31 protein-coding genes are annotated in these 19,315 nt (G+C 60.5%); 29 read left to right on the top strand and 2 right to left on the bottom strand.

What is annotated here, in order from left to right; genetic code table 11:
- Positions 1-281: 281 nt before the first annotated feature.
- From BP858_RS12050 to cmk, 28 genes are all read left to right on the top strand, one after another.
- Positions 282-686, top strand: coding sequence for a Tfx family DNA-binding protein (locus BP858_RS12050; RefSeq protein ID WP_286879572.1), 405 nt, complete (start codon positions 282-284; stop codon positions 684-686).
- A 782-nt stretch (positions 687-1,468) separates the two neighbouring features.
- The gene (locus BP858_RS12045; RefSeq protein ID WP_062264325.1) at positions 1,469-2,482 is read left to right on the top strand and encodes a 50S ribosomal protein L3; all 1,014 of its coding nucleotides are present in this window, start codon (positions 1,469-1,471) and stop codon (positions 2,480-2,482) included.
- A 6-nt stretch (positions 2,483-2,488) separates the two neighbouring features.
- Positions 2,489-3,238, top strand: a complete 750-nt coding sequence (gene rpl4p / locus BP858_RS12040; RefSeq protein WP_074175749.1) for a 50S ribosomal protein L4 — start codon at positions 2,489-2,491, stop codon at positions 3,236-3,238.
- The gene (locus BP858_RS12035) at positions 3,235-3,483 is read left to right on the top strand and encodes a 50S ribosomal protein L23 (protein ID WP_286879571.1); all 249 of its coding nucleotides are present in this window, start codon (positions 3,235-3,237) and stop codon (positions 3,481-3,483) included. The genes rpl4p and BP858_RS12035 overlap by 4 nt, the downstream gene beginning before the upstream one ends.
- Positions 3,484-3,495: 12 nt before the next feature.
- Complete coding sequence (locus BP858_RS12030) at positions 3,496-4,215, top strand: 50S ribosomal protein L2 (RefSeq protein ID WP_074175748.1); 720 nt, start codon at positions 3,496-3,498, stop codon at positions 4,213-4,215.
- 10 nt (positions 4,216-4,225) lie between these two features.
- On the top strand, positions 4,226-4,639 hold the full coding sequence (locus BP858_RS12025; protein ID WP_214166131.1) for a 30S ribosomal protein S19: 414 nt from the start codon (positions 4,226-4,228) through the stop codon (positions 4,637-4,639).
- Positions 4,640-4,644: 5 nt separating this feature from the next.
- Positions 4,645-5,106, top strand: a complete 462-nt coding sequence (locus BP858_RS12020) for a 50S ribosomal protein L22 (protein ID WP_074176168.1) — start codon at positions 4,645-4,647, stop codon at positions 5,104-5,106.
- Entirely contained in the window at positions 5,106-5,810 is a 705-nt protein-coding gene (locus BP858_RS12015) for a 30S ribosomal protein S3 (protein ID WP_286879569.1), read from the top strand. The genes BP858_RS12020 and BP858_RS12015 overlap by 1 nt, the downstream gene beginning before the upstream one ends.
- The gene (gene rpmC, locus BP858_RS12010) at positions 5,811-6,014 is read left to right on the top strand and encodes a 50S ribosomal protein L29 (protein WP_074175745.1); all 204 of its coding nucleotides are present in this window, start codon (positions 5,811-5,813) and stop codon (positions 6,012-6,014) included.
- The gene (rnp1, locus tag BP858_RS12005; protein ID WP_014867583.1) at positions 6,011-6,283 is read left to right on the top strand and encodes a ribonuclease P protein component 1; all 273 of its coding nucleotides are present in this window, start codon (positions 6,011-6,013) and stop codon (positions 6,281-6,283) included. Before rpmC ends, rnp1 begins: the two co-directional genes overlap by 4 nt.
- A 13-nt stretch (positions 6,284-6,296) precedes the next feature.
- Positions 6,297-6,623: a 30S ribosomal protein S17 gene (locus BP858_RS12000; protein ID WP_214166132.1), complete on the top strand. Its 327-nt coding sequence runs from the start codon at positions 6,297-6,299 to the stop codon at positions 6,621-6,623.
- Positions 6,620-7,018: a 50S ribosomal protein L14 gene (gene rpl14p, locus BP858_RS11995; protein WP_014867585.1), complete on the top strand. Its 399-nt coding sequence runs from the start codon at positions 6,620-6,622 to the stop codon at positions 7,016-7,018. Before BP858_RS12000 ends, rpl14p begins: the two co-directional genes overlap by 4 nt.
- A 15-nt stretch (positions 7,019-7,033) precedes the next feature.
- Positions 7,034-7,399 (top strand): 50S ribosomal protein L24, encoded by a 366-nt coding sequence (rplX, locus tag BP858_RS11990; protein WP_074175744.1) that lies wholly within the window; start codon positions 7,034-7,036, stop codon positions 7,397-7,399.
- A complete protein-coding gene (locus BP858_RS11985) occupies positions 7,399-8,127 on the top strand; it encodes a 30S ribosomal protein S4e (RefSeq protein WP_062264348.1) in 729 nt (242 codons plus the stop codon). The genes rplX and BP858_RS11985 overlap by 1 nt, the downstream gene beginning before the upstream one ends.
- Positions 8,124-8,627, top strand: a complete 504-nt coding sequence (locus BP858_RS11980; protein ID WP_062264351.1) for a 50S ribosomal protein L5 — start codon at positions 8,124-8,126, stop codon at positions 8,625-8,627. Before BP858_RS11985 ends, BP858_RS11980 begins: the two co-directional genes overlap by 4 nt.
- Before the next feature lie 3 nt (positions 8,628-8,630).
- Complete coding sequence (locus BP858_RS11975; RefSeq protein WP_062264354.1) at positions 8,631-8,810, top strand: 30S ribosomal protein S14; 180 nt, start codon at positions 8,631-8,633, stop codon at positions 8,808-8,810.
- 11 nt (positions 8,811-8,821) lie between these two features.
- Positions 8,822-9,214: a 30S ribosomal protein S8 gene (locus BP858_RS11970; protein ID WP_286879567.1), complete on the top strand. Its 393-nt coding sequence runs from the start codon at positions 8,822-8,824 to the stop codon at positions 9,212-9,214.
- A 15-nt stretch (positions 9,215-9,229) separates the two neighbouring features.
- On the top strand, positions 9,230-9,754 hold the full coding sequence (locus BP858_RS11965) for a 50S ribosomal protein L6 (protein WP_074175743.1): 525 nt from the start codon (positions 9,230-9,232) through the stop codon (positions 9,752-9,754).
- A gap of 5 nt (positions 9,755-9,759) precedes the next feature.
- Positions 9,760-10,200, top strand: a complete 441-nt coding sequence (locus tag BP858_RS11960; RefSeq protein WP_286879566.1) for a 50S ribosomal protein L32e — start codon at positions 9,760-9,762, stop codon at positions 10,198-10,200.
- Positions 10,193-10,645, top strand: coding sequence for a 50S ribosomal protein L19e (locus BP858_RS11955; protein WP_062266568.1), 453 nt, complete (start codon positions 10,193-10,195; stop codon positions 10,643-10,645). The genes BP858_RS11960 and BP858_RS11955 overlap by 8 nt, the downstream gene beginning before the upstream one ends.
- On the top strand, positions 10,645-11,172 hold the full coding sequence (locus BP858_RS11950) for a 50S ribosomal protein L18 (RefSeq protein WP_062264363.1): 528 nt from the start codon (positions 10,645-10,647) through the stop codon (positions 11,170-11,172). Before BP858_RS11955 ends, BP858_RS11950 begins: the two co-directional genes overlap by 1 nt.
- A gap of 2 nt (positions 11,173-11,174) precedes the next feature.
- The gene (locus tag BP858_RS11945; protein WP_062264365.1) at positions 11,175-11,792 is read left to right on the top strand and encodes a 30S ribosomal protein S5; all 618 of its coding nucleotides are present in this window, start codon (positions 11,175-11,177) and stop codon (positions 11,790-11,792) included.
- Entirely contained in the window at positions 11,792-12,253 is a 462-nt protein-coding gene (locus tag BP858_RS11940) for a 50S ribosomal protein L30 (RefSeq protein ID WP_062264368.1), read from the top strand. Before BP858_RS11945 ends, BP858_RS11940 begins: the two co-directional genes overlap by 1 nt.
- A gap of 5 nt (positions 12,254-12,258) precedes the next feature.
- The gene (locus BP858_RS11935) at positions 12,259-12,684 is read left to right on the top strand and encodes an uL15m family ribosomal protein (RefSeq protein WP_062264371.1); all 426 of its coding nucleotides are present in this window, start codon (positions 12,259-12,261) and stop codon (positions 12,682-12,684) included.
- A 22-nt stretch (positions 12,685-12,706) separates the two neighbouring features.
- Entirely contained in the window at positions 12,707-14,140 is a 1,434-nt protein-coding gene (secY, locus tag BP858_RS11930; protein WP_286879565.1) for a preprotein translocase subunit SecY, read from the top strand.
- A 170-nt stretch (positions 14,141-14,310) separates the two neighbouring features.
- Positions 14,311-14,886: an adenylate kinase gene (locus BP858_RS11925; protein WP_286879564.1), complete on the top strand. Its 576-nt coding sequence runs from the start codon at positions 14,311-14,313 to the stop codon at positions 14,884-14,886.
- Between the two features lie 6 nt (positions 14,887-14,892).
- Complete coding sequence (locus BP858_RS11920) at positions 14,893-15,513, top strand: DUF106 domain-containing protein (protein WP_014867600.1); 621 nt, start codon at positions 14,893-14,895, stop codon at positions 15,511-15,513.
- Positions 15,513-16,055 (top strand): (d)CMP kinase, encoded by a 543-nt coding sequence (cmk, locus tag BP858_RS11915; protein ID WP_286879563.1) that lies wholly within the window; start codon positions 15,513-15,515, stop codon positions 16,053-16,055. The genes BP858_RS11920 and cmk overlap by 1 nt, the downstream gene beginning before the upstream one ends.
- A 242-nt stretch (positions 16,056-16,297) precedes the next feature.
- Here the strand turns inward: cmk and BP858_RS11910 are convergent, their stop codons facing one another.
- Together BP858_RS11910 and BP858_RS11905 are read right to left on the bottom strand one after the other, a co-directional pair.
- On the bottom strand, positions 16,298-16,936 hold the full coding sequence (locus BP858_RS11910; RefSeq protein ID WP_286879562.1) for a V-type ATP synthase subunit D: 639 nt from the start codon (positions 16,934-16,936) through the stop codon (positions 16,298-16,300).
- 12 nt (positions 16,937-16,948) lie between these two features.
- On the bottom strand, positions 16,949-18,073 hold the full coding sequence (locus tag BP858_RS11905) for a V-type ATP synthase subunit C (RefSeq protein ID WP_286879561.1): 1,125 nt from the start codon (positions 18,071-18,073) through the stop codon (positions 16,949-16,951).
- Positions 18,074-18,755: 682 nt separating this feature from the next.
- Between BP858_RS11905 and hisF the strand changes: the two genes are divergently transcribed.
- The coding region (gene hisF, locus BP858_RS11900) for an imidazole glycerol phosphate synthase subunit HisF (protein WP_286879560.1) at positions 18,756-19,315 on the top strand (560 nt) is incomplete at its 3' end.

Raw genomic sequence — 19,315 nt, 5'->3', positions numbered from 1 at the left:
GCGCCTTCAGCATGGCCGCACGCACGGCAGGGGAGCCCGGTCCGGCTTCTTTACGGTTCTTCCGGTAGATGAAGCCGCAGACGCTGCATCTGCTGGCTCGTATGGGCTCCGTCGATCACCCTTACCTCCACCTCGCAAAAATGTCTGACCATCCTGGAGGACCGATTCCTCCCGTGGCGGCAGGAGCCGGACTTCCCGGCTCAATGGTCATGGTAAAAACAGGGCTGGATGGGGGTGTTAAGGAGAAGTGTTTAAATTTAATGTGTCCATATATATATCTGATGAAACAAGGTCTGCTTACCGACCGCCAGAAAGAGGTACTGCGGTATCGGAAAAAAGGGTTGACGCAGCAACAGATTGCAGATATCATCAAAACATCAAAAGCTAACGTCTGCACCATCGAGAAGGCTGCTCTCGAGAACATCTCACGGGCCCGTGACACCCTCGAGTTCCTCTACACGCTTGACGCTGCACACCTCTGCACGCTCAAGGGCGGCCTCGACCTGCTCAAGGCTCCCGAGATCATCTACACCGAAGCCGAGAAGATGGGGGTGAAGGTCAAGTATGACACGATCTCGCTCATCAACAGGCTCAGGGACGCCAACCCCGACCGTTTCAGGGGCAGGCAGGTCCGCGAGGATGTGGAGGTCTACATCAACGAAGACGGCGACCTGTACTTCGGATGACGCGGCCATTGGAGCGCGCACCAGCGCAAGGATCTCTGCCGGAGCAGTCGCATGCCGGCGGTAGCTCTGCGGAAGACTGCCGCCCGGGTATGTGCCCGCAACAGGGCGGCCGCAGCCCTTCGTTCATCCGTCCGGTGGTTCAGGTTGGGGAACCGGTGTTTGTCTGCAGCAGATGTCCGCCTCCCTAAATCCCGGGGAAATCCGATAACAAGGTTTATATCTCATTTTAAGCAATGATTAAGAAACCGGTCTGCTCTATCCCACCGTGATTCCGGGGATAATGGGCGCTTTATGTGCCTCTGATTCCCGATATGTCCCTGGTATAGCAGTATATGCGGATCAGAGACCCGCGGCGGGGCGGCGCAGAAGGTACCAAGACAACACAAAGGTCGAACCCTCCACATGGAGGGCCGATGTCGATAGGAGTTGTGCTCGTCACAACGGGATGACAGGAGCTGGATCTGATCGAGACGTTGGGCCAACGCCGGTGCAGCGAGCCCGTTTCCGGGAACAGGTTTCCCGAAAGCGTCGAAGAGTCAGGATCTATTAGCGACGACTGGACGTACCCGGTGCACACCGGGCCGGTGGCGGGAGCGATAGGAGACGAGTGTCTCCCCGACCCCGCGGCCTCCATCCAACTGTTTCCCTTCACGACGCGCTAGAACTGCGCGCCGTTCGATGTCATGCCCGATACGGGTTCGCCGTAATGCCCGACCGTGCCGGTCCGTCCGGCAGAGGATTCGGTGCATCACACTACAGTTGCACGAAGGGTTGATTGAAACATGCCGAAGTATAACAGGCCACGCAGGGGATCCCTCGCATACAGCCCGAGAAAACGGGCAAAGAGCCCTGTTCCCGGGTACGGCTCATGGCCGGAGTACACGGGAACCCCGACTGTGCAGGGATTCGCAGGGTACAAGGTGGGGATGACCCACGTCGTCATGGTGGACGACCACAAGAGTAGCCCCACCGAAGGCAAGGACGTGATGGTGCCGGTGACCGTGGTTGAGGTTCCGCCCATGCGGGTGGCGGGCGTGCGCGCATACAGCGAGGATACCTACGGGAAGCACGCGCTGACCGAGGCCTGGACGACTGACCTCGACGAGGAGTTGTCCCGCCGCATCACCGTCCCGAAGAACCATGATACCGCTGCCGCCCTCGATGCCATCAGGAAGGCGATCGGCGAAGGCAGGGTCACGGAACTCTACGCCATCACCTACACACAGCCCGATGACCTCACCGGCGTCCCAAAGAAGGTCCCCGACCTGATGGAGATGCGGATCGCAGGCGGAAGTCTTGACGACCAGATCGAGTACGCCGCCGGGATCCTTGGGAAAGAGATCGAGATCACCGGGAACTTCGAGGCCGGCGAGTACATCGACGTAACCGCCGTCACCACCGGAAAGGGCACAGAGGGTCCCGTCAAGCGCTGGGGCGTCCAGGTCCGGAAGCGGAAACACTCCCGCGGCGGCAAGAAGCGCCACATCGGTAACCTTGGTCCCTGGCACCCGCACCACGTCAGGTGGCAGGTCCCCCAGATCGGCCAGATGGGCTACCAGCAGCGTACCGAGTTCAACAAGCGTATCTTAAAGATCGGCACCAACGGCGACGACATAACACCCGCGGGCGGATTCCTCCACTACGGTGTTGTGCGCGGCCCCTACGTGCTGATCAAGGGTTCAGTCCCCGGGCCGAACAAGCGGCTGGTCCGGATACGGCCCGCGATACGGCAGGGAGAACACATTCTTCGCACGCCGACGATCAGTTTCGTCAGCACGGAGAGCAAGCAGGGGTGAGCAGCGATGAAGGCACAGGTTCGAACACTGACAGGCGAGATCGCTCATGAAGTCGATCTCCCGGAAATCTTTAATGAAGAGTACAGGCCCGATCTGATTAAGCGGGCTGTCCTCGCGCTCCAGAGCACCCGGTTCCAGCCGCATGGGACCGACCCCTACGCCGGCATGCGCACCTCGGCAGAGTCCTGGGGCAGCGGCCGGGGCGTCGCCCAGGTCCCCCGCATCAAGAACAGCAGCAAGGTGGCCCGGGTACCGCAGGCAACCGGCGGGCGTGCAGCGCACCCCCCGAAGGTCGCAAAGGTCCTCGTCAAGGAGATCAACCGGAAAGAGAAGCAGAAAGCTCTCCGGTCCGCAATCGCAGCCAGCACTTCCCCCGACCTTGTCCGGGAACGCGGGCACCTCTTCGAGGGCGACCTCCCGCTGGTCCTTGAGGACCGGTTCGAGGAGATCACCCGGACGGGCGACGTCATTGCGGCGCTCTCCGCTCTCGGTGTTTATGCTGACGTCGAGCGGGCGAAGGCCAGCAGGAAAGTCAGGGCAGGACGCGGCACCATGCGCGGCCGCCGTTACAAGCAGCGCAAGAGCGTCCTCATCGTCACCGGGAACGAACCGCTCCGGGCGGCCCGGAACCTCGCCGGCGTCGATGCCGTGACGGTCAACCAGCTCAACACCGAGCTGCTGGCCCCCGGCACGCACGCAGGACGCCTGACCGTCTGGACGGAGTCTGCAATCAGGAGACTGGAGGAGTTCTCATGATACTGAAATACCCCTTCGTTACAGAAAAAGCAACGATGATGCTCGAAGGCGAGAACAAACTCCAGTTTATCGTGCAGAGAGACGCTACCAAGCAGGATATCAGGCGTGAACTGGAGTCGGCCTTCGAGCAGGAAGTGAGCGAAGTCCGCACAATGATGACCATGAAAGGCGAAAAGAAGGCCATTGTCAGGTTTGCGGACGAGAAAGCGGCTGAAGAGATCCTCAGCCGGCTTGGAATCATGTAAGGTGAGTGACGAATGGCACATCGAATTACAGCACAGAACCGCGGCCGGGGCGGCCCGACCTATCGTGCCCCCTCGCACCGGTATAAGGCCGAGCTGCGGCACGCCGGAACGAACATCGCACCGGCTTTTGGGCACGTCGTCGATATTGAGCACGACCCGGCCCGTCATGCGCCGATCGCTCTCGCCAGGCTCGAGGACGGCCGGAAGGTCTACATGCTCGCCACCGAAGGGCTCGGTGTCGGGGATGCGGTCTCCTGGGGTCCGGGAGCCGAGGTGAAGAACGGGAACACCCTGCCTCTCCGGGAGATCCCGGTCGGGGCATACGTCTGCAACATCGAAGCCCGCCCGAACGACGGCGGCAAGTTCGTCCGCTCAGGCGGCGTCCAGGCCCTCGTCATCGGTAAGGCAGAGGACGGCAGAGTCGGTGTCCGGATGCCGAGCGGCAAGAATAAGTGGTTCAGCGGTGCCTGTTTGGCAACCGTCGGTATCGTTGCCGGCGGCGGACGGAGCGAGAAACCGTTCGCCAGGGCAGGAAAGAAGTATCTCCACGTCAGGTCCTCCGCCGAGAAATGGCCTCGCGTCAAGGGTGTCTGCATGAACGTCATCGACCACCCGTTCGGCGGTGGCGGCCACCAGCACTGCGGACGGCCGAAGACCGTATCCCGCGGAACATCCCCCGGCAGGAAGGTAGGGCATATTGCCGCCCGGAGAACCGGCAAGTGGAAGAAGTGAGGGGTGAAGCATGGCAAAGAAGACACAGAAGCGAATGCCGCGGCGGCGTGAAGAGTTCACCTACCGCGGTTACTCCATAGAAGACCTGCAGCAGATGGCTCTCTCCGAGCTCCTGCCGCTCATGCCGTCCCGTGCACGCAGGAAGTTCGAGCGCGGTCTCTCCCGGGAACATGAGAAACTGCTCTCTGATATCAGGTCGGGAGACTCGAACGTCCGCACCCACCTGCGTGACATGGTCGTCATGCCCGAGATGGTCGGAAAGACGATCGAGATCCACAACGGTAAGGAGTTCCAGAAGGTGGAGATCCACCCTGAGGCGGTCTTCCACTACCTTGGAGAGTTTGCACTGACCCGCAGGAGAGTCTCCCACGGCAGCGCCGGTATCGGTGCGACCCGGTCGAGTAAGTACGTACCGCTGAAGTGATGGTTATGGCAAGAACAGGTTATTCAGCAATGATTGAGGGCGAGAACGTCGCTCGCGCAAAAGCGAACGAGATTCCCGTCTCCCCGAAACACTCGATCGAGATTGCCCGGTTCATCAAGAACATGACCACCACCGAGGCAAAGGCGTACCTCGCCGATGTGGTTGAGCTGAAGAAGGCCATCCCCTTCAAGCGGTTCAACCGGAACGTTGCCCACAAGCGGGGTCTTGAAGGGTGGGCGGCAGGCCGGTACCCGGTCAAGGCCGCCAAGGCCTACATCAGGCTGCTCGACTCTGTCGAGAAGAACGCCGAGTATATCGGCCTTGACACCGAAAACCTCCGGATCAACCATGTCTCCGCCAACAGGGGCCGTGGTCTCCGGGCGTTCTTCCCGCGTGCGATGGGCCGCGCCACCCCGAAACGCAGGGAGACCGTGAACATCGAGATCATCGTGACCGAGGTGGCGTAATGGCAATCGAGAAGAAATTCATCAGTGAAGGCGTGCGCAACGTCCGTATCGAGAAGTTCCTCACGAAAGAACTTAAGCGGGCCGGATACGGTGGCATGGATATCACCAGGACGCCGCTGGGTACCCAGATAACCATCTTTGCGGAGAAACCGGGTATCGTGATCGGGAAGGGCGGCAAACAGGTCCGCCAGCTGACACAGGACCTTGCCACTCACTTTGGGATCGAGTCCCCGCAGGTGGAGGTTCAGCAGGTCCAGAACCCGAACTTCAGCGCCCAGATCATGGCCGAACGGCTGGCGAACGCGCTTGAGCGCGGTTGGTACTTCAGGAAAGCCGGGCAGAGCACGATCCGCCGGGTGATGGAGTCGGGTGCGCTCGGTTGCGAGGTCATCGTCGCCGGGAAACTGACTGGCGCGAGGTCGCGGACCCAGAAGTTCACCGAGGGCTACGTGAAGCACTCCGGTGAGCCGAGCGAGACGATCGTCGAGAAGGGTTACGCGCTTGCGGTCAAGAAACTGGGAACCATCGGTGTCCAGGTCAAGATCGTCCCGCCGGGCGCGAAGTTGCCTGATACCTTTGAGGTCCTTGAGCCCGAGCCGAAGAAGGCTCCGGTGCCGGTTCCCGAACCCGAAGAGGTCGGTGAAGACGAACTCGAGGAAGAGTTTGAGGAGTTCTCAGGTGAGGAGTACCCGGAGGAGAGATAAATGGCTATCTTTCGCGCACAAGAGGTGAAACAGCTCTCCGACGTTGAGCTCCTCGAACAGGAGCAGAAACTCAGTCTTGAACTGATCCAGGAGCGAGGGAAAGTCAGCGCCGGCGGTGCCACGGAAAACCCCGGGAGGATCCGCGAGATCCGCAGGACCATCGCGCGCATCCGGACCGAGCAGAACGCACGGAGGAACGCATGATCTCTCCCCGGAACGTCCTGCGGCACGAGTTGATCGGCCTGGACGTTCTGGTGGCTCGCGCAAGCAATCCCGGGCATGTCGGGGTATCTGGCCGCATCATCGATGAGACCAGAAATACCCTGGTCATCCGGACGGAGCGGGGAGAGAAGCGAATACCAAAGCGGTTCAGTGTATTCCGCTTCCGGCTCCCGGACGGCACGACTGTCGATGTGGACGGTTCAAGCCTGGAGATGCAGCCGGAACGACGGATCACGATGCGCATCAGATAAGAGAGGATACATAATGGCACGAAATATTGGGTTAAATGTCCCCATTCCTGAGACGGAATGCGAGGACGTAAATTGTCCGTTTCACGGCACTTTGCCGGTACGCGGCCAGGTGATTACCGGCAAAGTCGTGAGCGACCGTATGAACGGTACTGTCGTCGTGGAGCGTGAGTTCATCCACTACATCAAGAAGTACAAGCGATACGAGAAACGCCGGTCCCGGTACCATGCCCACAGCACGCCCTGCATCAACGCAAGGATCGGCGATGTGGTCAGGATTGCCGAGTGCAGGCCGCTTGCGAAGACGAAGAACTTCGTGGTTGTCGAGGTGGTGAAGGAATGAAGGCGATGCAATCTACCATTCCGCGTGCGCTCGCCACCGGTTCCCGCATGGTCTGTGCCGATAACACCGGCGCACGGCTCGTGGAGATCGTCTCTGTCGACGGCTACCATGGTGTCAGGCGCCGGCAGCCCAAGATGGGTCTTGGCGATATGGCGACCGTGAGCGTCAAGAAGGGCACTCCCGACATGCGGAGGAAACTTGAGAAAGCGGTGGTCATCCGGCAGAAGAAGGAGATCCGTCGTCCGAACGGTATCCGGCTCTCTTTCGAGGATAACGCCATGGTGCTCGTCAACGAGCGCGGCGAGCCGAAAGGAACCGAGATCAAGGGTCCGGTCCCCCGCGAGGTCGCGGAACGGTTCCCGAAGATCACCTCCATGGCGACAATAATCGTGTAGGGTGTGGTGAAGGAAATGGTACGCATAGTAAGCAAACAACCGAGAAAACAGCGCAAGGCGCGCTTCAACGCACCGAACCACACCCGGGGCCGGTTCCTCTCCGCGTCGCTCTCGCCCGAGCTCCGCGGGAAGTACAACTCCCGGAGAGCTCGTGTGGTGAAGGGCGACACCGTAAAAGTACTCCGTGGAGACTATGCCGGTGAAGAAGGCGTTGTCGACTCTGTAGACATGAAGACGTGCCGGCTGATTGTGCACGGCGTGATGGTGACTAAGGCAGACGGGACCGAGGTCCCCCGGCCGATCGACCCCTCGAACGTGCAGATCACGAAGCTCAACCTGAAAGACAAACTTCGTGAGGAGAGACTCGGAGGCGGAGAATAATGTCCAATCATCTCAAGCGGCTGGTAGCGCCGGAATCCTGGCGTATCCCGAAGAAAGTACAGAAATTCGTCATGAAGACCGCCCCGGGCCCCCACAACGCCGGCGGCCTGCCGGTCGGTGTCTGGCTCCGTGAGCATATCGGCATCGCACAGAATGCAAGTGAGGTTCGAAAGATCCTGCACCAGCGGGATGTTCTCGTTAACGGACGACCCTGCCGGAACCCGCAGATCGGGCTTGGCGTCTTTGATATCGTCTCGATCCCGAAACTCGGGAAACACTACCGTATCCAGCTGGACAAGCTGGGCAACCTGATCTCTGTTGAGATCCCGGAAGAGTCTGCCAAGACCCGGCTCTGTAAGATCCGGAACAAGACCGTCATCAAGGGCGGCAAGGTGCAGCTGAACCTTGCATACGGCGCAAACATCCTTGCCGACAACACCTACAAGGCCAAAGACTCCATTGTTGTGACCCTTGGAACAGACGGTGAAGACCGGTTCCGGATCATCGACCACTTCCCCTTCGCGGAAGGCAACGTGGCCATGATCGTCGGCGGAAAGCACTCCGGCAAGGTCGGCAGGATCGTCGAGATCATCAGGACTGCGAGTTCCGTCCCGAACCGTGTTGTCCTCGTGGACGACTCGGCAGATGAGCGGTTCGAGACCATCGAGGAGTATATCTTCATGGTCGGCCGTTCCGGGATTGCACCTGAACTGGAGGCCTCCGTATGAGCGCAATGAGGGAGATCTACGTCGACAAGGTCATTGTGCACATGGGCGTCGGTGAGAGCGGTGAGCGGCTGGTCAAGGCCGAGGATCTCGTCACAAAGATCACCGGCCAGAAGCCCGTCCGCACCATCGCGAAGCGGACCCAGCCTGCGTTCGGGATCAGGAAGGGCGCACCAATCGGGTGCAAGGTCACCCTGCGCCGGGAGAACGCTGAGAAGTTCATCGAGACTGCGCTCGGTATTGTCGAGCGGCATCTTGCCATCTCGCAGTTCGACCAGACCGGCAATGTCTCCTTCGGCATCGAGGAGCATACCGATTTCCCGGGAATGGCCTACGACCCTGCGATCGGCATCTACGGCATGGACGTCAATGTGGTGCTTGAGCGCAAGGGTGTGCGGGTCGCACGTCGGGGCATCGCGCGCAGGAAACTGCCGGCTGATCAGAAAGTGAATAAAGAAGAAGCCATCGCGTTCATGCGTGAGCGCTACCAGGTGGAGGTGTAAGGAATGGCAGGAGAACCAGGAGCGCCTTCTTCGGCTGAGAGCACAAAGAAGTTCGGCCGGGGCGCAAACGAGTGCCGCATATGCGGTCGGAAACAGGGCCTCGTGCGCAAATACGGCATCTACTTCTGCCGCCAGTGCTTCCGCGAGTGGGCGAGCAAGATGGGCTTTAAGAAGATGAACTGAGGGTGAGAGATATGGCACGACAGAATCCAATCGCTGACGCGATGAGCACGATCAAGAATGCCGGCGACGCTGGACGGAGCGAAGTTATTGTTGAGCCCGCCAGCAAGGTGTTAGGCGCGATGCTCCGCGTTATGCAGGAAAACGGCTTTATCGGCGGCTTCGAGTTCATCGACGACGGCCGAGGCGGCCAGTTCCGGGTCCAGCTCTCCGGGACGATCAATAAGTGTGGCGCCATCACCCCCCGGTTTGCGGTGACGATGGCTGATATGGAATACTGGGAGTCGCAGTACCTCCCCGCAAAGAACTTCGGTATCCTGATTGTCTCTACCTCGAAGGGGGTTATCTCCCACGAGCAGGCCCGGGACGAGGGTATTGGCGGGCAGCTGCTGGGATATGTCTACTAAGGAGGGAGAGGCGTTATGGGTATACTACGACGAGTCGAGATCCCTCCGGGTGTGGACGTCACGCTCGAAGAGAGCGTGCTCACGGTAACCGGGCCGAAGGGCACACTGACGCGCAACATGCGCTTCCCGCAGATCGATGTCGCGCTTGAGGACGGCGAGGTTGTCGTCTCCACGACATCGGACAAGAAGCGGTTCCTCGCCATGAGCGGCACGCTTGAAGCCCTCGCGAAGAGCATGATCCAGGGCGTCGTCGATGGCTACGAGTACCGCATGAAGGTGGTCTACAGCCACTTCCCGATCCAGCTGAAACTGCAGGGTAACCGTCTCGAGATCAACAACTTCCTGGGCGAGAAACAGCCCCGGGTGGCAAAGATCCTTGAGGGTGTCACCGTCAAAATCGGGAGCGACGAGGTAATTCTCACCGGTATCGACAGGGAGAAGGTGGGCAACACGGCCGCAAACATCGAGCACGCGACCAGGATCACGAAGCGCGATCCCCGGGTGTTCCAGGACGGCATCTATATCACCGAGAGGGCGTGAAGAGAATGGATGAGAGAAGAAGATTGATCCGCGTCCGTACCCGGCACAATAAGCCTGCCTTCAAGAGACGCGGGCTCCACCGCAAGGTGAAACTGGCTGACGTCTGGCGGCGTCCGCGTGGTCTGCAGAGCAAACAGAGGCGGCAGTTCCGCGCAAAGGGCGTGCTTCCCCGGCCGGGATACGGGAGCCCTGCTGCAGTCCGCGGCATGCACCCGAGCGGGTATGAGGAGGTGCGGGTCTTCTCACCGGCAGACCTTGCCGGGCTGAACCCCGAATTCCAGGCTGTCCGGATCGGCGGATCGGTGGGCAACAGGAAGCGTGGAGAGATCCAGACGCGGGCCCTGGAACTTGGGCTCAAAGTACTGAACGCAAAAGATCTGACCCGCGCGGCTCCAGAGCCTGCTGAGGTCGAAGAAGAAGAAGAAGAGGTGAATGAAGATGAGTGATCTCGCCAACCAGAAACGAATGGCAGCTGCTGTTCTCAAATGCGGGATCAACCGTGTCTGGTTTGATCCCGAGCGGCAGGCCGATATCGAGGCGGCTATCTCCCGGGACGACCTGCGCGAACTCATCGAGGAAGGTGCGATCAAGGCACGCACCGTGAAAGGGAACAGTCGCGGCAGGGCACGCGAGCGGATGGCAAAACGCGCCTACGGCCACCAGAGAGGTCCAGGCCGAAGAAAGGGTGCCGCGGGAGCTCGCGCTTCGAGCAAACGCACGTGGATCGGCAAGATCCGGGCACAGCGTCGGGCTCTGCGCGAGATGCGTGACGAAGGCACAATCGACCGGACTCTCTACCGCCTGATGTACCGGCGGGCCTCCGGCGGCCAGTTCCGGAGCGTGGCGCACCTTACAGCGCATGTTGAGACGATGGCAGGGAGGATGAAATAATGGCAACCGGCCCACGATACTTCGTGCCCTTCCGGAGAAGGCACGAGGGTAAGACTGACTACTATAAGCGGATGTCGCTCCTGTCATCGGGGATGCCCCGGATGGTCGTCCGAAAGACAAACCGGCAGATCATCGCGCAACTGGTCGTCCCCGGGGATGAGGGAGACCAAACCCTGGTGGCCGCGTACTCGACCGAACTTGCGGGGTACGGCTACGAGGGGTCGACCGCGAGCACCCCGGCAGCCTACCTGACCGGGATGCTGTTTGCGGTCAAGGCGCTGAACGCAGGGTATGATGAAGGTATCCTGGATATCGGGCTTGCCCGGGCAAAACCCGGGGCCCGTGTCTTTGCCGCCCTGAAAGGGGCGGTGGACGGGGGTCTCGACATACCCTACGGCGAGTCGATTCTCCCTGATGAGGAACGGCTCAAAGGTGCCCATATCGCCGGGTATGCCCCCGAGCGGGCAGAGAACCTGGTGGCGAATGTAGAGGCTGTGGCTCTGGCCATCAAGAAGGAGCTGGTGTGACAATGGCATACATACAGGAAGAATGGATTCCGCTCACCGGTCTCGGGCGCATGGTTGCCGCAGGCGAGATCACCAGTATTGATGAGGTGCTCGCGAGCGGCAAACCGATCAAGGAGCCCCAGATCGTCGATCTCCTTCTGCCCGACCTGGAGGACGAGGTGCTGGATATCAACATGGTCCAGCGGATGACGGACTCGGGTCGCCGTGTGAAGTTCCGCACCGTTGTGGTGGTCGGCAACCGGAACGGCTACGTCGGGTTTGGTCAGGCGAAGGATGCCCAGGTCGGCAACGCGATCCAGAAAGCAATAGCAGATGCAAAAGTGAATATCATCAAGGTCCGCCGGGGCTGCGGGAGCTGGGAATGCGGTTGTGATACCGGTCACTCGATCCCGCTCGAGGTGACCGGCAAGGCAGGCAGCGTCCGGGTGACGCTGAAACCCGCACCGCAGGGGATCGGCCTTGTGACCGGAGATATCCCGAAGAAGGTCCTGCAGCTAGCAGGCATCAAGGATGTCTGGGCCCTCAACCGGGGACAGACCCGGACGACCATCAACTACGCCAAGGCGACGTTCGAGGCGCTCCGGCAGACGAATATTATCCGGATCGGAGGGGCAGAGTGATGTACGCGGTAGTGCAGGTGCGCGGCGTGGTCAACACCAACCGCGAGATCAAGGACACCTTGAAGATGCTCCGTCTGCACCACATCAACCACTGCGTCCTCGTGCCCGATACCCCGGCGTACCTGGGCATGATCCGCAAAGTGAAGGACTATGTGGCGTATGGTGAGGTGGATCCGGAGATCCTGGCCACCCTCCTGCGCACCCGTGGTAGACTGACTGGAGACGAGCGTCTGACCGATGATTACGTCCGTGCGCATACCTCGTATGCCGGCATTGACGAGTTCGCGGCTGCGCTCTGCAGCGGGGAGGCAAGTCTCCGCGATCTGGCAGAGATCAAGCCGGTTCTCCGGCTGCACCCCCCGCGAAAGGGCTATAAAACCATCAAGCGAACCTTTCAGCAGGGTGGGGCTCTCGGCTACTATGGCCCCCAGATCAATGATCTCCTCTATAAGATGAGGTGAGATGGATGCCCGTAAACAAGAGAACCAAATACAGGGGTTCACGGACCTGTGGCGGCGGTACGCACAAGAACCGACGTGGCGCCGGAAACAGGGGTGGACGAGGTAGAGCCGGGCAGCGGGACCACCGCTTCTCCCACTTCTACCTGAAGGGTGAGATATCCAACGGTAAGCACGGTTTCGTCAGCAAGGTGTCCGCGCCGGTGTCTGCCCTTGATGTCGGGGCGATCGACCAGATGGCCGAGGCATTGCTCCAGGAGGGGCTTGCCGCCCAGGAGGGCGACCTTATCGTTCTCGACACCACTGAACTTGGTATTGACAAAGTGCTCGGTAGCGGGAAAGTTACCCACAAACTGAGTATCTCAGCCCGGGCGTTTTCAGAACGGGCCCGGGCAAAGATTGAGGAGATGGGCGGTCAGGTAAAGACCGTCTGAATTCCTCCTTTCAGGTGAAAACATGGGAGATCTGCTGGATAGATTTGAACCCATCCTTGCAGCGATGCCTGCAGTCAGAAGTCCTGAGGGGCACGTCCACTTCAAGAACAAGCTGATGTGGACGCTTGCGATCCTGCTCCTCTACTTCACGTTGACAAACATTGATATCTTTGGACTCTCTCCGCAGTCACAGGATATTTTCGGACTATGGCGTGCCCTGCTTGCCGGTGCGAGCGGTTCGCTCCTGCATCTCGGTATCGGGCCGATCGTCACCGCGTCGATCGTGCTGCAGTTGCTCAAGGGCGCTGGAATCCTGCAGATCGACACCAGTGAAGCACGCGGCCAGGTCATGTACATGGGCCTGCAGAAGATGCTCATCTTTGTGATGATCATCGTCGAGGCGCTCCCCATGGTCGCGAGCGGGCTGATGTTGCCCGATCCATCGGTAGCGGCACAGCTGTTCGGTGGAAACACGTTCGTGGTCTCGCTCCTGATCTTCCTCCAGCTCTGCATCGGCGGGCTTTTGGTGGTGCTGATGGACGAGGTCGTCACCAAGTGGGGTGTCGGTTCGGGCGTGGGGCTCTTCATCGTTGCGGGTGTCTCTCAGGGTCTGGTGAACGGTTTCCTGAACTGGCAGACGGGTACCGATCCCTTCCCGATCGGGTTCTTCCCGCGGCTGTTTGCCATCGGGACATCGGGGGCAAGTTTCCTCGAGTATTTCGGGACCGACATGCTGGCCCTCATTACGACGGTCATCATCTTCCTGGTGATCGTCTACGTGGAATCGACCCGCATCGAGATCCCGCTCGCGCATACCGCTGTCCGGGGGGCCCGGGCACGCTTCCCGGTGAAGCTCATCTACGCGAGTGTCCTGCCGATGATCCTGGTCCGTGTCCTGCAGGCAAACATCCAGATGATCGGGATGCTCCTCTCGAACGCCGGGATCACGATCCTCGGTGAGTTCCAGGAACAGCAACCGATCAACGGCCTCATGTGGTACATTGCGCCGATCAACCAGCCACAGGACTGGATGTGGTGGCTCGTCGATCTCGGGCATGCCCCCTGGGAGGTCATGCTGCGGATGGGCATCGATATAACGGTCATGGTGCTCGGGGGCGCGATCTTCGCGCTCTTCTGGGTCAAGACCGCGGGTCTCGACTCGAAGGATGTGGCCCGGCAGATCCAGAGGAGTGGTATGCACATCCCCGGTTACCGCCGGAACGTCCAGGTGCTTGAGAGGTACCTCGACCGCTACATACCAAGGATCACCATCATCGGCGGTGCGTTCATCGGGATCCTCTCGGTCGTCGCGAACCTCTTCGGTGTTGTCGGCGCGGTCGGTGGAACAGGGCTGTTGCTGGCGGTGAGTATCACGTACCGGCTCTACGAGGAGATCGCAAGCCAGCAGATCATGGAGATGTATCCGTTCATGCGGTCGTTCTTCGGGAAGGAGTGAGCCTTAAGGGCCTCCTTTTCGTTTTTGGTCCTGCTCTTTCCAACGTGATACCACCACGTTCCCGGGGGTTCCGGTCACCCGAACCGCCTGGGAGTTGATTCCGAAAAGGATTATTCTTCTGGGCAGGGATTTATTTTATAGCGAACTATATTCTAAACGGAGTGATAGAGATGGGGAAGAAAGTCGTCGTGACAGGGGTTCCCGGTGTCGGGAAGACCACCGTCATCAACGGTGCGATGGAGAGACTTGCGGCCGAGGGTATCGCCTACGAAGCTGTCAACTTCGGCACGTGCATGTTTGATGTGGCCTGTAAGGAGAGCCTGGTCTCGGATCGCGATGAGATGCGCAAACTCGGAAAAGATGACCAGAAACGCCTTCAGCAGGCGGCCGCCTCGGAGATCGCTGCCATGAGCGCTGATGCAAACATCATCATCGATACCCACAGCAGCGTCAAGACCCCGGCCGGGTTCCTGGCAGGGTTGCCTGAATGGGTGCTCCGGGAACTGATGCCCGATGTTGTCGTGCTGGTGGAGACCGACCCCGACCAGATCCTGATGCGCCGGCTTGGTGACGAATCCAGGGTCCGCGATATGGAAGGAGCCCGGACGATCGCCGGACACCAGGAGTTCAACCGCGCCATCGCCGCGGCGTATGCGATGTACACCGGCTGCACCGTCAAGATCGTCGGGAACGAAAACTTCCTGCTTGAACGAGCCATTGATGACCTGGTGAATGTCCTGAGGTAACCTGACATGGTGGACCTGAAGAAGCACGGCCCGACGATCGCGCTCCTCTTTACCATGCTGGTGATGCTCTCCTACGGTATCGAGTGGGTGCGGGTGACGGTCGGTTCGGTGATGGATATGATGCTCGGGCCGTTCATCGATGTCCTCGGCGTGCCGTTCTTTGTTATGATCTTGATCCTCTCCAGCATGACGGGCCTGTACTCCTCGCTTGTCCAGAAGTACACCATCGATTATGAGAAGATGCAGGAGGTGCAGGCGAAGGCGCGGGTCTTCCAGAAGGAGTTCCGGGAGGCCCAGCTCTCCGGGGATGAAAAGCGGATCAAGAAACTCCAGGGGAAGCAGGAGCGGATGATGCAGGATCAGCTCGATATCTCAAAGCAACAGTTTACCCCGATGGCGATCATCCTCGTGCTGACGGTGCCGATCTTCTTCTGGCTCCTCTTCCGGCTCCCGCCGGTCGGGGCTGAGATGACTGCCGCAAGCGGTATCGTGCTGCCCTTCGTTGGGGCCGTCAGCCTCTCGGGGGTTGCGTTCTGGATCGTGCCGGCCTGGATTCTCTGGTACATGATCTGTTCGCTTGCTATCAGCCAGGTGATCAGGAAGTCGCTCAATATTGGGGGGATCTGATGCGGATAACCGTCAGCGGCCCGCCGGGGAGCGGCACCACGTCGCTTGCCCGCTACCTCGCTGAAAAGTACGGGCTTGAGTTTATCTCTGCGGGAGAGGTCTTCCGCAGGCTCGCCCGGGAGCACGGTATGGACCTTGCCGAGTTCGGAAGGCTCGCGGAGAGCGATCCCTCAGTTGACCGGATGATCGATGCCAGGCAGAAGGAGATCGGGGAGGCCTCAGAGAAGATCGTCGTCGAGGGGAGGCTCTCGGGCCGGATGATCGAGAACGCTGATCTCAGGGTCTGGCTTGCGGCATCGCTTGAGTGCCGGGCAAAACGGATAGCAGGAAGGGATGGGATGGATGAAGCAGGGGCGCTCGCCTACACCAGGAACCGGCAGCACTCGGAGGCCACCCGTTACCAGACCTACTACGATATTGATATCAGCGACCTCTCGTCGTATGACCTTGTTCTTTCGTCAGAGACCTTCGGCGTGGACGCCCTCGGCGCGATCGTGGATACGGCGATCGCGTGCCTCCGGCGGCAGAAGGGCGATCTCTAGCGGGCCATTGCATCTCATATTTTCATGCGATTGGTGCGTCACGCGAGGGGTCCTGGTTGGGAGGAGATACACGGACTTCGCGTCTTCGCGATCTTCGCGTGAGGCATTATTTCCTCCCTGTACTGAAGACTCACGCGAAGCCGCGAAGGGCGCGAAGGGTGGCGGGGAGGAGATACATGGACTTCGCGCGAGGTGGTGATCGCTCACCACGCATCAGGACCCGCAAGATAAGATGAAATGCTTTACCACCGTCTCTTTGCCTTTATCTTTTTGATCCGTCGGAGCCGCACCGCCTCCTGCCGCTCCATCTCGTCGCGCTGGTACTCGATAAGCCGGCGCAGGTCGGTGAGCTCCGGGATGACCTTGAACTCCAGCGCGTTCACGCGCCGCCTGGTCCGTTCGATATCGTCGAGCAGGCGCGTGATCCCGCCTTCGAGTTCGGCGCTCGCGATGATCGCGGAGATGAGGTCCTCGTAGGCGTCGGCGGCGTCGTCGATGACCGATGAGGTCCCGAGGATTCCGTAACCCCGCTGGATGAGCGTCTTCTTCACCATAACCGGTTCCAGGTCGGGGAGGTGCACCCCGAAGACGTTCTTGTGACCTGTTGTGTAGGTCGGGACGGCCTCTACGGAGAGCGCTGCAAGGAGCACCCCGGTCGCCCCCTCCATCATGGTGGCGACCGCCGCCATCTCCCGGGCATGGGCATATTTCTCCTCGAGTTCCTTGCGCTCGCGGGCGGCCTGGTCGGTGAGCCTGATGAGTTCGAGCATCATGCCGTCGAGTTTCATCGACAACAGCCGGTGTATCCGCTCCGCGAGCGCCATCCGCCGCCGGACGATCAGCAGGCCGGACCGGGTGGGTTTGATCTCGTCGACAGGCATGGTATCTCTCTCCTACAGGACGATATACTGCCATATCCGTCCGGGCGGAAGGCCGAATGCTTTTCCCCGTGCGATTGCCCGCAGGTTTGCGACCTCGTACCGCTTCCGCTCCAGGTAGGCGATCATCGTCAGGACCGAGAACGGGTGGCGGCGGGAGAGGGCTTCAAGCTCCCTGAGCCTGGTGCGGGTGATCGCCATCTCGATCTCGTGAACGGGCCGCAGGTGCTGGTGCCACCGCTGCCAGACCAGTTCCGCGGCGTCCTCGCTGGAGAAGCCGGGGTCCTGCCTGAGTTCGCGCACCGCCCTGGCTAAGACTGGGGCGATATCGGTCTGCAGGAAGGTGCTCGTGAATTCTTCCTCTGTCCCGGTGCTGTAGAGCCGCCCGAAGAGGTCGATGGGGATGCGGCCGCCGGAGATCATGGTCTGGTCGATGGTTGTGATGTCGCATGCCTCCTCGCCACAGCGGAGCCGGAGGAGGTTCTTCATGTTGGTGATATCGATCTCGAACCTGAGGTATGCGATCAACTCCCGGCACCCACTGCACCCGGATGCGACAAGACCGAGCAGCCCGGCGTAGTAGTTCATGTAGAGTTCGTTCTCGATCCTGGCAAATACGCCCCGCTCTCCGCATATTCGGTAGTATTCTTCAAGGACTGGATAGAGCCGCCAGTCCTGGAGGGCTTCCAGCGCCTCGCCGCAGGTCGTAAGGCCCAGGAGGCGGTCGAGGAGTGTCGTGTCAAGCTCACCCGCAGGGACCAGAAGGTCGCGGACCTGCTGCCGGGGAACGTCAAAGACCGTGCCCCTGAGTATCGCCATGACGTTTGTGATGTCCCACCGGGTGAGGTACTCTCCGGCCAGGGTGTGCATATCCCCCCGGGCGATCATCATGGCGTGCCGGAACGACCGCGCCAGGCTACGGTTTACTGCCTCTTCGACGAGCCGGGCGCCGGAAAAACTGGCTGCCAGGTTGATGATGTCCCGGTAATCCTCCTGCCGCCCGAGGTGGGCGACGACCCCCGGTATGCTCATCTGCATGATGCGACGGTAGTCTTCACGGGAGAGGAGTTTCGTCCTGCGGACCCGGAACCGGGTGCAGGCATAGACGCATGACGGAGCTATCAGACCGGGCAGGGTCATGTAGTATTCACATTGACGTAGCCTCCATAAAATGCATGGTTGCAGGGGGGGTGGCGGGGCGTGCGCGACAACAGGCTGAACCCCAAACGACCATGGGGCAGCGAGAGGCCAAACTGACGAAAAATCTGGGTGTTCAATGCAGGTGGAATGCAGGAGATCAGGGCCACGCACTGCCCTTGCTCCCATCGGGGGAGGAGCGCACGCTCGGCGCGGGGAGGGGGTCTCCCCCTCCCCGGTCCCCACCCCTTGAGGTGATTCCCACCACGGTCCACTGCCTGGGTGAGGCGGGGTCCAGTCCCGGTACTTCGCACATTTAGGCACCCGATAATGAGCGATGTGGCTCGTGCGGCGCTGCAACGAGGAGTCAGTAGCACCCGAACTTCGCGTCCTTCGCGGCTTCGCGTGAGCTTTCGGCGTGTGATAACGATACAACCTCACGCGAAGGTCGCGAAGCCTTGACGGGAAGTCGATGGTTTGACTTCCGGTTGGCTTCCTCAAAAATGTTAGCAACAGTACTGAGTCCGGTCTCGGCATCCGGCACCGGGCTTCGTCAGGTGGGCAGCCACCGGTATTGACAGGAAGGACACCGTGCCCCGGACGTGGTGGAAGAGAGTCAGCCCTCTTCCCGCAAGAACCTGCCGACCAAACCCTCATCATCTACCGCCTCCCAACCATATACCCAATGGTTTTGACGAAGCGGATCATCCCCTGCCTGGACCTCAAGGACGGGCGGGTAGTCAAAGGCACGCACTTCGTCGGCCTGCGCGACGCGGGCGATCCCGTCGAGCTGGCCCGGCGCTACAACGAGCAGGGTGCGGATGAGGTGGTCTTCCTCGATATCGCGGCATCGAAGGAACGCCGGGGCACCATCATCGACGTGATCCAGCGGGCGGCAGACGAACTCTTCCTCCCGCTCACCGTCGGCGGCGGCATCAGGACGATCGACGACATGCAGCAGATCCTCCGGGCCGGCGCTGATAAGGTGAGCATCAATTCTAGCGCCGTCAAGGATCCGGACCTGATATCCCGGGGCGCCGAGCGGTTCGGCACCCAGTGTATCGTCGTTGCCGTGGATGTCCGGCGAAACTACCGGATGGAGCCCGGGAGGACCGCCATCACCCTCGCCGACGGGCAGGAGTGCTGGTACGAGGTCGTGACCCACGGCGGGAGCCGGGCTACGGGGCTTGATGCGGTCGCATGGGCAGGAGAGGTCGAGGAGCGCGGAGCCGGCGAGATCCTCCT

Origin of the sequence: Methanoculleus sp. UBA413, assembly GCF_002502935.1 — an archaeon.
GTDB classification, from domain to species: Archaea; Halobacteriota; Methanomicrobia; order Methanomicrobiales; family Methanoculleaceae; genus Methanoculleus; species Methanoculleus bourgensis.
The sequence above is the reverse complement of the archived record's forward strand: the minus strand, read 5'-3'. Positions and strand labels throughout refer to the sequence as shown.